The sequence below is a fragment of the Nonomuraea rubra genome, assembly GCF_014207985.1.
GTDB classification, from domain to species: domain Bacteria; phylum Actinomycetota; class Actinomycetes; order Streptosporangiales; family Streptosporangiaceae; genus Nonomuraea; species Nonomuraea rubra.
In genome coordinates, this window is sequence record NZ_JACHMI010000001.1 from 12,733,465 (window position 1) to 12,746,726 (window position 13,262).

Here is a 13,262-nt window from a genome sequence, read left to right on the forward strand (position 1 = left end):
ACATGTCTGAAGAGTCGAAGCCGGCCGCCCCCGCCGACAACCTGGTCACCACCTCCCACACCCTGCCGTCCGGCCAGTCGTACACCGCCACGACCGGCACCGTCGTGCTGCGCGAAGAGGTGACCACGGACGGCAGGTTCGAGGGATTGCGGCCGAAGGCCGAGGTGTTCGTCACCTCGTACACGCTGGACGGGGCCGACCCGCTGACCAGGCCGGTCACGTTCGCGTTCAACGGCGGGCCCGGGTCGTCCAGCGTGTGGCTGCACCTGGGGGTGCTCGGGCCGCGCCGGGTCGTCATGGGTGACGCCGGAGCGCTGCTGCCTCCCCCGTACGGGCTGGCCGACAACGAGGAGAGCCTGCTGCGGGAGAGCGACCTCGTCTTCATCGACCCGATCTCCACCGGCTACTCGCGGGTGGCGGAGGGGGAGAAGGCGGAGCCGTACCACGGCTTCAGCGGCGACCTGGAGTCCATCGGCGAGGTGATCAGGTTGTGGACGACCAGGAACGGGCGGTGGATGTCGCCGAAGTTCCTGGCGGGCGAGTCGTACGGGACGGTCAGGGCCGCCGGGCTCGCCGACCACCTGCAGTCGCGTTACGGCATGTACCTCAACGGGGTGATGCTGATCTCCTCGGTGCTCGACTACGCCACCGGCGAGTTCAACGAGGGCCACGACCTGGCCTACGCCCTCTACCTGCCGACGTACGCGGCCATCGCGCACTACCACGGGCTGCACGGCGACCGCCCCCTCGCCGAGGTGCTGCGCGAGGCCGAGGAGTACGCCGACCGCGACTACCTGTGGGTGCTCGCCCGCGGCAACCGCCTCACCGAGCAGGAACGCGCGGCCGCGGTCGCCAAGATCGCCACGCTGGCCGGGCTGAGCGAGGACTACGTGGACCGGGTGAACCTCCGGATCGAGCACATCCGCTTCTTCACCGAGCTGCTGCGCTCGCGCCGCCGGACCGTCGGCCGGCTCGACGGCCGGTTCACCGGCTGGGACCCCGACGCGGGGCGCGAGCACTTCACCGCCGACCCCAGCATGGACGCCATCATGGGGCCCTACAGCGCGGCGCTCAACCACTACCTGCGCACCGAGCTGGGCTACGCCAACGACCTGCCGTACGAGATCCTCACCTCGCGCGTGCAGCCCTGGTCGTACAAGGAGTTCGAGAACGCGCACGTGCACGTCGCCGACCGCCTGGCCGCCGCCATGCGGGCCAACCCCCACCTGCGGGTGCACGTGGCCTGCGGCTACCACGACGGCGCCACCCCGTACTTCGCGGCCGAGCACACCTTCGCCCACCTGGCCGTGCCCGCCGAGCTGGCCGGCAACGTGGAGTTCAAGTACTACGAGGCCGGCCACATGATGTACGTGCACGAGCCCAGCAGGCTCCAGCAGTCAGCGGACCTTGCGGCCTTCGTGCTCGGCGAGCAGGCGTGAGGCCCGCTCCAGGCGCTGCTTGAGGTTGACGCGCAGGGCGGTGAACCGTTCCGGGTTGTCGCGGATGACGGCCCGCTGCAGCTCGGTGTCGGCCGCGTACCAGGCGGCGACCAGGCCCGACGACCACTTGCACGCGGTGTCGGCGGTCGCGACCTGCTTCTCGTCCTCGGTCACGGCGGGCTCGTCGAGGTCCCAGCGGCTGTCGGCGATGGCCGCCTCGGGCGCCGGGTACGTGTGCCCCGCCCTGCTCATGCACGCCGACCAGCGCTTGACCGCGGCGGTGACCGACGGGTGCTTGGCGGCCTGCTCCAGCGTGAGCGAGTCCTGGAGGGCCAGCCACGGCCAGTCCGCCTTGCGCACCCCCCTGTCCAGGTTGTGCGTGGCGCGGTCGAGGCAGCCGCGGTCGGCGGCGGTGCCGTACAGGCGGTGGCGGGTGCGTTTGGGCAGCTTGCCCGCCCAGGTGCCGGTGGTGTCGGGAGAGGGCGGCCTGGCCAGGTGGTAGCCGCTGCGTCTGGCAGCCTCGGGGTCGGTGACGCCGTAGCGGCGGGAGTTGCCGGGGTCCACCGCGGCCAGCATGGACGGGTCCTCGGCGGGCGGGGAGATGGCGATGCCCTGCTTGCGCATGCACCGCACGACGAGACGGTTGTGGGCGTTGCCCAGGACGGCCCGCTGCTGGGGAGTGGTCTTGTAGGCGTCGAACGGCAGCACCAGCTCCGAGACGGAGGTGACGCCCCGTACGGGCGCCGGTGGCGCGGGCTGGTCGGCCCCGCAGGCCGCGGCGGTCATCAGCAGCAGCGTGCTCGCGACAAGTCCGCGGCAGCCGGTTTCCGGCGGCCAAGCCCGGAAACCGGCACTCCCCTTGATGCTCAGTGGCACCAGATGTCGATCGCGCTGGCGCGGTTGTTGCCGATGGCGTTGTTCGCCAGGAAACCGTCGTTCGAGTTGTGCGTGAACGTGCTGTGGGCGCCGGTGTAACCGGGGTGCTGCCAGAGGGTGGAGCTGCAGCCGACTCGGTTCCTGATCGAGCTGGTCTCGTTGTTCATGCTGTGCCAGGAATTGCTGAAGTCCCAGTTCAGCCAGTTGTTGTCGGCGAAGTTGGAGTCGTCCTTGGTGAAGTCCCGCCAGTGGTCGACCTGGCCGCGGTTGTAGTCGAACCCGGCGTACAGGCAGACCCGACCTCCGTAGCAGGTCGAGCGGGGGCTTGCCGCCGCGGTGGCAGCGGGGGCGACCGCGGCGAACAGTGCGGCCGCGGCGACGAAGCCCGCGGCCTTCTTGAATAGCCTCACAGGTCTCTCCTCGATCGGTGAGTCATTTCGACCTCGTAACTTAGCGTGCGGAATCGAATACGAGCCGTTGTGACTCGCTGATCCCGAAAGGCTTCGCGCCCGGGTGAGGGTCGCGTGCCCGGCCCGCCAGACCCACTCGTATCGTGCGGTGACCTGGGTGTTTCTCGTATTGACGCAACTGTTGCCACCTCGGGTGGGCGCGTGGAGGAACCCGTGACCCAGCCGAGGGGCGGCTATGTGGAAATCGTCATTCGGGAAGTGCCGCGGGATTCTGCGCCAGCAGCCCGCCGTCCACGCGGTGCTCGGCTCCGGTGATGAACGACGAGCGCGGCCCCGCCAGGAACGCCACCAGCTCCGCCACCTCCTCCGGCCTGCCCACCCGGCCCAGCGGATGGGAGCGGCCCCACTGCGCGACCTGCTCGTCCTGCGACAGCTCGCCCCGCCACAGGTCCGCAGCCCAGCGCAGCATCGGCGTGTCCACCGAGCCGGGGCAGACCGCGTTCACCCTGACGCCGTCGGCCGCGTGGTCCAGCGCCATGGCCCGCACCAGGCCGTTGAGCGCCGCCTTGCTCGTGCTGTAGGCGGCCACCCGCGCCTGCGAGGCGAACGCCTGCACCGACGAGACGACCACGATCGAGCCGCCGCCGCGCTCGCGCATCCTGGGGACGGCGGCCTTGCAGGTGAGGTAGACGCCCTTGAGGTTGATGTCCATCACCTCGTCCCAGACGTCCTCGGGGGTGTCCTCGACGGTGCCGTAACGCTGCACCCCGGCGCAGGTCACCACGACGTCGAGGCCGCCGTACCGGGTGACGGCCAGGTCCACCAGGTCGCGCAGCTCGCCGGCCCTGCGCACGTCGGCGATGCGGCCCGTGACGCGCTCGCCGTCCTGCTCGGCCTCCTTGTCCACGCCGCAGAACACCACCGACGCCCCGCCGGCGGCCAGCCGGTCCACCACCGCGCGCCCGATGCCCGTCGACCCGCCCGTGACCAGCGCCACCTTGCCGTCGAACTCGTTCATGCCAGCACCTCCGCGCGCAACCTCAGCACCTTCGTCTCGTACGGGTCCAGGACGAGGGCCGTGCCGTTGGCCACGGCGGCGGCCAGCCCGTCGGTCGGCATGCCGGCGAACGGCTCCAGCCCGACCGTGTACGCCCGTCCCCACCACGGGTAGCCGGTGGACGCGCCGAGCTCCTGCCACATCCACAGGTACGGCAGCACCGTCGCATCCCATTCCACCCGCATACCGATATCCCCAGAAATTTCGTACCAACCCTCGTCGCCGAAGCCGGTCAGGTAGACGATGTCGCTCGGCGCTCCCGGCTCCGGCACGACACTCAGATCCGTCTCGCCGCCCCCGTCGGCGGGCACCACGGGCCACGGCCCGCCCGCGCGCACCCTCCGCTCCGGCGGGTTGATCGCGCTCTCGTGCGGGATCACGGTGACGCCGTCCGGCAGCCTGATCCGGGCGCCGGGGCGCAGGAACGGCGGGCCGTACACGATGTGCTGGCCCCACATGGCGTGCAGCCGCAGCCCCGACTCGTTCGTGGCCCGGCCCTCGACCTCCAGCGCCGCCGTGCCCGACCGCAGCCGGAAGACCTTCTCCAGCCGGTACGGCAGCCGCCGCGTCCGCACGCTCAGCCGTACCGCGACCTCGTCGGGGGAGTCGGTCACGACCTCGCACTCCCACGGCAGCCCCGACACCTCGCCGTGCTGCGCCAGCCGCGCGCCGCGGTACTCGCTCGGCGCGCCCCCGCTGGGGAAGATCTCCTGCCAGCCGCCCTCGTAGTGGTCGACGAACTGGGCGACGTCGTCCGCGGCGCCCTGGAGGTGGTCGCGCGGGTCGCGCAGGCCCTGCGGCGCCAGCCAGACGAAGTCGGTGTCGGTGGGCTTGTGCAGCAGCTCCACCACGTCCCCGCCCTTGCCGGGCAGCACGGTCACCCGCAGCCGCTCGTTCTCCAGCGTGACCGCCCGCAGCCCGTCGATCGTGCCGTGCCGCAGCCGGGCCGCCCAGTTGCGTCTCATCCGAACGTCACGTCCAGGAACCGGGGGCGGTAGATGGTGACGTCGCGGTAGTGGTCGGTGTTGACGAAGCTGTTGACGTTGTACGACACCACGAGCCCGGGGCCGTCTATCTCGGGGTGGGCGTGGGCGTTGTAGGTGAAGATGTTCCCGCTCGTCTCGGGCGTGGTGTAGACGTGCTGCTTGCCGGTGAACGGGCCGGCGGGTGAACAGGCGGAGTAGGCCACGATGTTCGGGCTCAGCACCTCGGTCGTGTCGTGCGTGATCAGCACGTAGCCGTCGCCGACCCGGCTGACGCTGTACTCGTTCGCCACCCCGCTCATGATTCTCGCGGAGTCGGCCTCGTTCGCCGACCAGGTGCCGTCGGCCTTGAGGTACTCCCACCGGCCGAGCAGGCTCTGCCCGCGCACCCTGGCGACGTGCATGTACTTGGGCGAGCCGAGATCCTCGACCCCGTACACGTAGGTGTAGCCGCCGTCCTTCAGGATGCCCGAGGCCCAGGCCACGCCGTGCCCGCTCGGCAGGTCGTGCACGCTGATCGGCCGTTCGAGGCGTCCCGGCGCGAACCTGGCCACCACGTTGCGATGCCAGCGCCAGTCCCACGCCCCGGTGCCGAACCGCTCGTACTCCTGGTAGGTGACCTCGACCACCCCGCCGGCCAGCGTCGCGTCACCGGCCCAGAACCAGTGCTTGCTGTCGCGGGGCGGCATCACGGCCGTCGGCTTCGCGGGGGTGCCGTCGTGGATCGTGGACAGCCGCCCGTTGCGCTCGACGGCGAAGGAGTTGTTCAGGAAGACGGTCGTCCCGCCCTCCTCGACCACCGGCGGGCGGGACCCGTCCGGGTTGACCTGGCCGAGGAAGGTGTCGGAGAACACCCAGAGCTCCTTGCCACTGGGCAGCCTCAGCGAGTAGGTGCCGTCGGCGCCCGTCCAGTCGTCCAGGCGGCTGTTGTCGTTGCCGTAGTTGGTGAACAGGCTGGTCAGGCGCGCGTTGGTGGCGGTGCCCCGCACGGTGGGCGCGCACGCGGAAGCGGCCGTTGTGACCTGTTGCTGCTGCTCCTGCGCGGCGGGCACCGGCCTGGGCGGCGCGGCCCAGACGGGTTGCGGCACGGCCGTGAAGCCGGCCAGGGCGATGGCGAGGGGTGCCAGGGCGGTGCGGAATCGCGTCATCACACGTCCTAGGGGAGGGGTTCCCTACAGTTCTAGTCATTAGATCACTTACTGTCTAGGGCCCCCGTGAACGCGCGGAAATCCGGGTGACCGCGTGGCGGGTCGCCCGTTAACCTGCCGGGATGGGCCACGTTGAAGTAGGACATCTGACGTACGTGCTGCCCGACGGGCGGCCCCTGCTCAACGACGTGTCCTTCAGGATCGGCGAAGGCGTCAAGGCCGCGCTCGTCGGGCCCAACGGCGCGGGCAAGACCACGCTGATGCGACTGATAGCCGGCGACGTCCAGCCGGTCGAGGGCAGTGTGGCGAGCTCCGGCGGGCTGGGCGTGATGCGGCAGTTCATCGGCAGCGTGCGCGACGGCAGCAACGTACGCGACCTGCTGCTGGGCGTGGCGCCGCCCGCCGTACGGCAGGCGGCGGAGCGGCTCGACGCGGCCGAGCTGGCGATGATGGAGCGCGACGACGAGAAGACGCAGATGCGTTACGCGCAGGCCATCAGCGACTACACCGACGCCGGCGGCTACGACATCGAGGTGCTCTGGGACACCTGTACGGTGTCCGCCCTCGGCGTGCCCTTCGAAAGGGTGAAATATCGGGACGTGTCGACGCTGTCGGGCGGCGAGCAGAAGCGCCTGGTCCTGGAAGCGCTGCTGCGCGGCCCCGACCAGACCCTGCTGCTCGACGAGCCCGACAACTACCTCGACGTCCCCGGCAAGGAGTGGCTGGAGCAGCAGCTCAAGGAGACGCCCAAGACCGTGCTGCTGGTCAGCCACGACCGCCAGCTCCTGGCCAACGCCGCCGACCGCATCATCACCGTCGAGTCCGGCAACATCTGGATCCACGGCGGCGGCTTCGCCACGTACGCCGAGGCCCGCAAGGCCCGCAACGAGCGCCTCGACGAGCTGCGCAGGCGCTGGGACGAGGAGCACGCCAAGCTCAAGGCCCTGGTCAACATGCTGAAGAACAAGGCGCGTTACAACGACGGCATGGCCCCGGCCTACCACGCGGCCCAGACGCGGCTGCGCAAGTTCGAGGAGGCCGGCCCGCCCGAGGTGGCGCCGAGCGACCAAAACATCAGGATGCGCCTGCGCGGCGGCCGCACGGGCAAGCGCGCGGTGATCTGCGAGGGGCTGGAGCTCACCGGCCTGATGCGCCCGTTCGACCTGGAGGTCTGGTACGGCGAGCGCGTCGCGGTCCTCGGCTCCAACGGCTCGGGCAAGTCCCACTTCCTGCGGCTGCTGGCGGGCGAGCCGGTCGCCCACGAGGGCGGCGCCAGGCTGGGCGCCCGGGTGGTCCCCGGCCACTTCGCCCAGACCCACGCCCGCCCCGACCTGCTCGGCCGCACCCCAGTCGAGATCGTCATGACCGAGCACGCCAGGCTCAAGAACGAGGCCATGAAGATCCTGGCCCGCTACGAGCTGGCCGGGCTGATCGCCGAGCAGCGCTTCGACACGCTGTCGGGCGGGCAGCAGGCACGCCTGCAGATCCTGCTGCTGGAGCTGTCGGGGGCCACGCTGCTGCTGCTCGACGAGCCGACCGACAACCTCGACCTGGCCAGCGCGGAGGCGCTGCAGGCGGGCCTGGAGGCGTTCGACGGCACGGTGCTGGCGGTCACCCACGACCGGTGGTTCGCCTCCGACTTCGACCGCTACCTGGTGTTCGGCTCCGACGGCACGGTTTACGAGTCGCCCGAGCCGGTCTGGGACGAGTCGCGGGTGGTGCGCCAGCGTTAAAGGTTCGGTACGGCTGGCGCGTGTCCCGCCCCTTCCGGGCCCATGTTCGGGTTATCACGGCAAAGTGATGCCGCGCAGCCGTACCGTCAGCCTTCTTGTCGCACTGGGGGCGATCTCCTTGTCCGCGTGTGCGAGCGAGGAGAAGCCAGTCCAGCAGCTCAAGCCGCTCGCTCTCAAGGAGCAGGCCTCCAACATCGTCAAGTCCGCCGACGGGTACGCCGTCACCTGGGCGGGCGTGCTCAGCAACGCCAACCCGTGGCACTTCGGCGAGCACGTGGTGGCCACGATCGTCGGGCACGACGCCCGGGGCGCCGAGGTGGTCAGGATGGACCAGCCGCTCGACGCCGTGCCGCCGGGCGGGTCGCTGGCCTTCACCGGCCAGGCGAACGCCACCCAGAAGCCGGCGAAGGTGACGATCCAGTACCGCCCGGCGCAGTGGCGGCAGGCGGCGCGGATCGCGTCGGCGTTCCAGCGGTTCCCGACCTCACGTGTCCAGACAATGCGCCAGAAAGATGGCACGTACCTTATTACGGGATATATAGACAATCCTTATCAAATCCCGGCGAGCACTCTGGTCGTGAACGCGTTGCTGCGCGACAAGGCGGGCAAACTGCTCGGCGGTGGCAGCACGTTCGTGGACGAGGTGGAGGCGGGCAGCCCGCCGCGCTTCATCCTCACGGTGAGCGGCCTGCCGAAGGGCGCCGACATCGGCGCCACCGAGATCACCGCCAGGACCTGGGGGTCCACCGGCCGCCCGTACGAGGAGCTGGCGCTCGGCGGGGCCGTTCCGGTGCACACGGTCAAGCCGACGAGCGAGCCGTTCGCGGTGGACCGCAGCACCCAGATCGTCTCGGAATATAAGCAGTGATTTCCGCAAATTTCGGGCCATCGGCCCTGACCGCCCGCATTATCCGTACGAATTTCGGCGGCTTCGCCAGACAAGCCATGCCATCGGCGTGAACAGGTAGAACTACTAGTTACCGATCCATTACCTTCAGTCACATGAATGACCGCGTCCTGGTCGAAGCACTCCGCGCCCGTGATCCAGGAGCACTGTCCGCGCTCTATGACGCCCACGCGGAGAGCGTCTACCGCTACTGCTGGTCCCTGCTGCTGAGCGCCGAGAGCGCCCAGGTGGCGCTGCGTGACACGCTGATCGCCGCCGAGGCGCACGCGGGCGCGCTCGCCGACCCCGGACGGCTGCGTGCCTGGCTGTACGCGCTGGCCAGGGTCGAGTGCCTGCGCCGCCGCGCCGCCGCGCCACCGGGCGCCGCCGAGGGCCTGGCAGAGGCGCCGCCACTGGACGATCCGGCCGACGCCGACCTGCGCGTCATGGCCTGGAACGCCGTCCAGAGCCTGCCCGTGGCCGAGCGCGAGGTGCTGGAGCTGGTCCACCGGCACGGGCTGCCCGCCGACGAGCTGACCCAGGTCGTCGGCCTCCCGCCGCGCCGCCTCGAGCTGCTCCTGGAGGAGGCGGGCGAGCTCCTGAGCGACGCGATCACGGCCGAGGTCCTGGCCAGGAAGGGGCCGTACGACTGCCCGCGCCGGGCCCGCATCCTGGCGGGCTTCGCGGGCGAGCTGACCCAGGAGATGCGCGAGCACCTGGTCAAGCACCTGCCGCGGTGCGAGACCTGCGCCCCGCACCGCACCCGCGAGGTGTCGCCCGCCAAGGTCTACGAGCTGCTGCCCGGAGCCGTGCTGCCGGACTCGCTGCGCATCAGGGTGATGAGCTGCTTCGCCGACCCCGAGCTGCTGCCGTACCGCCGTTACGTCGCCAGGCGTACGGGTGTGCTGGGAGCCGCCGGGTTTCCCGTTTCAGCGGAGCGGCACGTTCGGCGGTGGCCTCAGGCGCTGGCAGGCGCGCTGGCGGCGGTCGCGGCCGTGGTGGCGATAATGATGATCTTCGATCGGATCGGGAGGGACAACGGTGGAGTCACAGGCATCGCGACGGCCGCGTTCCCGGCGACGGGCGAGCCGCCCGGCATCCGGCTGCCCTGGCAGGCGAACCCGCGGGATGAGCCGCTGACCGTGGTCCCCATCGTCGACAACGCCACCACGAAGCCGCTCGGCTCGCCGTCCCCCTCGACGGCGGCGCCGCCCCCCGCCGTCCCCTCGCACGTGCAGTCGTCGCCGACCAGCGGCCCGCCGCCCACGGAGCCCCCCGACGAGTACGACGAGCCCGACCCCACGGAGCCAGGCCGGCCGTCGGAGCCGCCACCCGGCAGCCCCCCGGAGGAGCCGAAGCCGTCCGACCCGAGCACCCGGACCCCCTGCCCGACCCCGACCCCCACCCCGAGCCAGACCCCCACTCCCACGCCGACCCCCAGCCAGACCCCCACCCCGACCGCCACGCCGACGGAGCCCGCCACCCCCACGCCCACGGAGGAGCCTCCGGGCACGCCCTCGCAGACCACCTCCTGAGGGACCTTTACGTTACGTGTGCGAATAGGCGGGAACTGTGTGCATAGAGTAACCATTGGTTTCAGGGGGACCTATGCGCGCATATCGGGCGGGGCTCCTCGCAGGCTGCCTGCTGGTGAGCCTGTGCCCGCCGGTGGAGGCCGATCGGGGGCCTTCCTCCCGTGATGTCCAGAAGGCCCGGCAGACCGTACGCGAGCGCTCCAAGGAGCTGAGCCGGACGACCGCCGAGCTGGCCACCGCCCAGTCACGCCTGGACGCGCTGGCGGCCGAGGTGGAGCGGCTGGTGGAGGCGTACAACGGGGAGGTCGTCAGGCTGCGGCAGGCCGAGCAGGCCCACCAGCAGGCCGGGATCCGGCTGGCGGCGGCCGACGCCGAGGTGGAGCGGGCCAGGCAGGCCGTGGCGCTGCTGGCGGCGGAGAGCTACGGCGGGCTCGGGACGGTGCACCCGATCGTCGGCATGTTGTCCGACCGGGCCGGCTCGGACGGGTTCCTGCACAGGGCGGGCGTGCTCGGCCACCTCAACGAGGAGCGGGCGGCCGTCCTGGGCCGGATGCGCGACGCCCAGGAGGTCGCCGCGATCCTGCGTGCCCAGGCCGCCGCCGCCCACACGGCCAGGCAGGAGGCCGCGGAACGCGCCCGGCAGGCCAAGCTGGCCGCCGAGGAGGCGGTGCTGAGCCAGCGGCGCGAGACCAGGCAGCTCACGGCACGCAAGGAGAGCCTGCAGCGCGCGGTGGACGCGGCCCGCGGCCGCGCCGAACTGCTGGCCAGGCGGCGCCAGGCGGCGTTGTCGGGGTTGATCGGGGGCGGGTCGGCGATGGGCGACGTGGCGGCGAACTGGGCGCTCACCCAGCTCGGCAAGCCGTACGTGTGGGCTGCCGACGGGCCCGAGACCTACGACTGCTCAGGGCTGTCGATGCGGGCCTGGGAGAAGGCGGGCGTCCGGCTCGATCACTGGACGGGCACCCAGTGGACCTCGGGCCCGCACGTGCCGCTCGACCAGCTACGCCGCGGCGACCTGCTGTTCTTCGCCCACAACGGCGACCCGTCGACCATCCACCACGTCGGGATCTACGTCGGGCGCGACCAGATGGTGCACGCCCCGCAGACCGGCGACGTGGTGCGGGTCGCCTCGATCTGGCGCGGGGACCTGGTGGGCGCCACCAGGCCCCGCTGAGGAGGCCTAGTGGTGGCCCTCCTCCTTGGCGCGGCGGAAGGAGCGCTCGATCTCGGCCTCGGCCTCGATGCGCCCCACCCAGTTGGCGCCCTCGACGGACTTGCCGGGCTCGAGGTCCTTGTAGACCTCGAAGAAGTGCTGGATCTCCAGCCGGTCGAACTCCGACACGTGATGGATGTCCTGGATGTGGTGCATCCGGGGGTCGGTGGACGGCACGCACAGCACCTTGTCGTCACCGCCCTTCTCGTCCGTCATCCGGAACATCCCCACCGCCCGGCACGTGATGTAGCAGCCCGGGAACGTCGGCTCCTGGAGCAGCACCAGCGCGTCGAGCGGGTCGCCGTCCTCGCCGAGGGTGTTCTCGATGAAGCCGTAGTCGGCGGGATACTGCGTGGAGGTGAACAGGAGCCGGTCAAGCCTGATCTTCCCGGTCTCATGGTCCACTTCGTACTTGTTCCGTTGCCCCTTGGGAATCTCAACGACAACGTCGAACTCCACCGCGGTTCCTCCGCTCAGGCCCCCGGGCACCCCCGGCTGGGCGTTAATGTCTCGTAGGCGAACACAGAGAGAGGGCAGGCGACGTGGCGCGGCGCGACCGGTTGGTGATGCTGACCACCCTCGCCGTGCTCCAGGTCCTCACGATCGTCATCGGCGTTTACGCGATGACCACCGAGTTCAGCCTGAGCGCGCTGACGAGCGGGTCTTCACCGACCAAGCCGACGGCGTCACCGGCGGAAGGCACTTCTCCCTCCGTCCCCGTCGTCACCGCGGGGCCTGTGCTGGCCCAGCTCCCGGTGAAGCCCGGAGACGGACCTCTCCCGACTAAGGGTACTTTGACGAAGCAGTTGGCCAGCGCGCTGGGTGACGATGCGCTCGGCGACCGCGTCGGCGTCTCGGTCATCGACACCGTCACCGGGGAGCAGCTCTTCGCCGCCGACCCCGACACCGCCGTCACCCCCGCCTCCACCACCAAGATCATCACCTGTTCCGCGGCCCTGGCCGCGCTGGGTCCCGACACCCGCTTCTCCACCCGGGCCGTCCAGGGCTCCGCGCCCGGCAACGTCGTCCTCGTCGGCGGCGGCGACCCCCTCCTCGCGGGCCCCACAGCCAAGCAGGACGGCTACCCCAAGCAGGCCGGCCTCGCCACGCTCGCCGCCCGCACCGCCGCGACGCTCAAGTCCCAGGGCGTACGCAAGGTCACTCTTTCGTACGACACGTCCCTGTTCACCGGCATCGCCAAGGCGCCCGGCTGGAAGTCCAACTACATCCCCGACGGCGAGGTGGCCCCGGTCTACGCCCTGACCATGGACGTCGGCCGCCAGGACCCCCGCTTCCGCAGCCCCCGCGTTCCGAACCCGCCCCAGTACGCCGCCGACGCCTTCGCCAGGCTCCTCACCAAGCAGGGCATCAAGGTCGCCAAGTCCGTACGCCAGACCAAGGCGCCCGCCGGCGCGGCGGAGCTGGGCCGGGTCGACTCCGCCCCCCTCTACGCCCTCGTCGAGCACACCCTCACCCACAGCGACAACGACATGGCCGAGGCCCTGATGCGCCACGTCGCCATCAAGGAGGGACAGGAGGCTTCCTTCAAGGGCGGCGCCAAGGCGGTGGCCACGGTCATGCAGCGGCTCGGGATCGCCCAGGGCGTCTCCCTCGACGACGGCAGCGGCCTGTCCATCCGCAATCGCATCAGCCCCAACGCCCTGGCCAAGGCCATCGCCCTGTCCGGCTCGCCCGCCCACCCCGGCCTGCACGCCGTCGCCTCCGGCATGCCGATCGCCGGCTTCTCCGGCACGCTCGGCAACGGCCGCCGCTTCGTCGGCAGCGACAGCAGGGGCCAGGTCGGCCTCGTACGCGCCAAGACCGGCACGCTCAACAACGTCAACACGCTGGCCGGGCTGGCCACGACGAAGGACGGGCGGCTGGTCACGTACGCGTTCATGGCCGACCGCGTGCCGGTCAACGCCGAACCCGTACTCGACCGGCTCGCCGCCATCGTCGCCCGCTCCTGACCCGGCGCGGCG

12 protein-coding genes are annotated in these 13,262 nt (G+C 71.0%); 6 read left to right on the forward strand and 6 right to left on the reverse strand.

All coding sequences use genetic code 11. The annotated features are described in order from the left end of the window. Positions 1 to 2 precede the first annotated feature (2 nt). On the forward strand, positions 3 to 1,439 hold the full coding sequence (locus HD593_RS59200) for a S10 family peptidase (protein ID WP_185111534.1): 1,437 nt from the start codon (positions 3 to 5) through the stop codon (positions 1,437 to 1,439). Here HD593_RS59200 and HD593_RS59205 read toward each other — a convergent pair. From HD593_RS59205 to HD593_RS59225, 5 genes are all read right to left on the reverse strand, one after another. Beyond that, positions 1,398 to 2,225, reverse strand: coding sequence for a hypothetical protein (locus tag HD593_RS59205; RefSeq protein ID WP_185111535.1), 828 nt, complete (start codon positions 2,223 to 2,225; stop codon positions 1,398 to 1,400). The genes HD593_RS59200 and HD593_RS59205 overlap by 42 nt on opposite strands. Positions 2,226 to 2,305: 80 nt before the next feature. After that, complete coding sequence (locus tag HD593_RS59210; RefSeq protein ID WP_185111536.1) at positions 2,306 to 2,725, reverse strand: peptidase inhibitor family I36 protein; 420 nt, start codon at positions 2,723 to 2,725, stop codon at positions 2,306 to 2,308. A gap of 247 nt (positions 2,726 to 2,972) precedes the next feature. Continuing rightward, complete coding sequence (locus HD593_RS59215; RefSeq protein WP_185111537.1) at positions 2,973 to 3,743, reverse strand: SDR family NAD(P)-dependent oxidoreductase; 771 nt, start codon at positions 3,741 to 3,743, stop codon at positions 2,973 to 2,975. Beyond that, positions 3,740 to 4,747: a DUF4432 family protein gene (locus HD593_RS59220; protein WP_185111538.1), complete on the reverse strand. Its 1,008-nt coding sequence runs from the start codon at positions 4,745 to 4,747 to the stop codon at positions 3,740 to 3,742. The genes HD593_RS59215 and HD593_RS59220 overlap by 4 nt, the downstream gene beginning before the upstream one ends. Further along, positions 4,744 to 5,913 (reverse strand): DUF4185 domain-containing protein, encoded by a 1,170-nt coding sequence (locus HD593_RS59225; RefSeq protein ID WP_185111539.1) that lies wholly within the window; start codon positions 5,911 to 5,913, stop codon positions 4,744 to 4,746. The genes HD593_RS59220 and HD593_RS59225 overlap by 4 nt, the downstream gene beginning before the upstream one ends. Positions 5,914 to 6,035: 122 nt before the next feature. Here HD593_RS59225 and HD593_RS59230 point away from each other — a divergent pair, with 122 nt between their 5' ends. The 4 genes from HD593_RS59230 to HD593_RS59245 all read left to right on the forward strand — a co-directional run bounded on the left by HD593_RS59230 (position 6,036) and on the right by HD593_RS59245 (position 11,241). Next, positions 6,036 to 7,646: an ABC-F family ATP-binding cassette domain-containing protein gene (locus HD593_RS59230; RefSeq protein WP_185111540.1), complete on the forward strand. Its 1,611-nt coding sequence runs from the start codon at positions 6,036 to 6,038 to the stop codon at positions 7,644 to 7,646. A 67-nt stretch (positions 7,647 to 7,713) separates the two neighbouring features. Next, positions 7,714 to 8,514, forward strand: a complete 801-nt coding sequence (locus HD593_RS59235; RefSeq protein ID WP_221526830.1) for a hypothetical protein — start codon at positions 7,714 to 7,716, stop codon at positions 8,512 to 8,514. 134 nt (positions 8,515 to 8,648) lie between these two features. Continuing rightward, complete coding sequence (locus tag HD593_RS59240) at positions 8,649 to 10,067, forward strand: RNA polymerase sigma factor (protein WP_185111542.1); 1,419 nt, start codon at positions 8,649 to 8,651, stop codon at positions 10,065 to 10,067. 73 nt (positions 10,068 to 10,140) lie between these two features. Then, positions 10,141 to 11,241 (forward strand): C40 family peptidase, encoded by a 1,101-nt coding sequence (locus HD593_RS59245; protein ID WP_185111543.1) that lies wholly within the window; start codon positions 10,141 to 10,143, stop codon positions 11,239 to 11,241. A 6-nt stretch (positions 11,242 to 11,247) separates the two neighbouring features. On the opposite strand, the gene HD593_RS59250 is transcribed toward HD593_RS59245, so the two are convergent. After that, positions 11,248 to 11,739, reverse strand: a complete 492-nt coding sequence (locus HD593_RS59250) for an inorganic diphosphatase (RefSeq protein ID WP_043615308.1) — start codon at positions 11,737 to 11,739, stop codon at positions 11,248 to 11,250. A 107-nt stretch (positions 11,740 to 11,846) separates the two neighbouring features. Here HD593_RS59250 and dacB point away from each other — a divergent pair, with 107 nt between their 5' ends. Then, positions 11,847 to 13,250 carry a D-alanyl-D-alanine carboxypeptidase/D-alanyl-D-alanine endopeptidase gene (gene dacB, locus HD593_RS59255; protein WP_221525487.1) on the forward strand — a complete coding sequence of 468 codons (1,404 nt, stop codon included), beginning with the start codon at positions 11,847 to 11,849 and terminating at the stop codon, positions 13,248 to 13,250. Positions 13,251 to 13,262 lie beyond the last annotated feature (12 nt).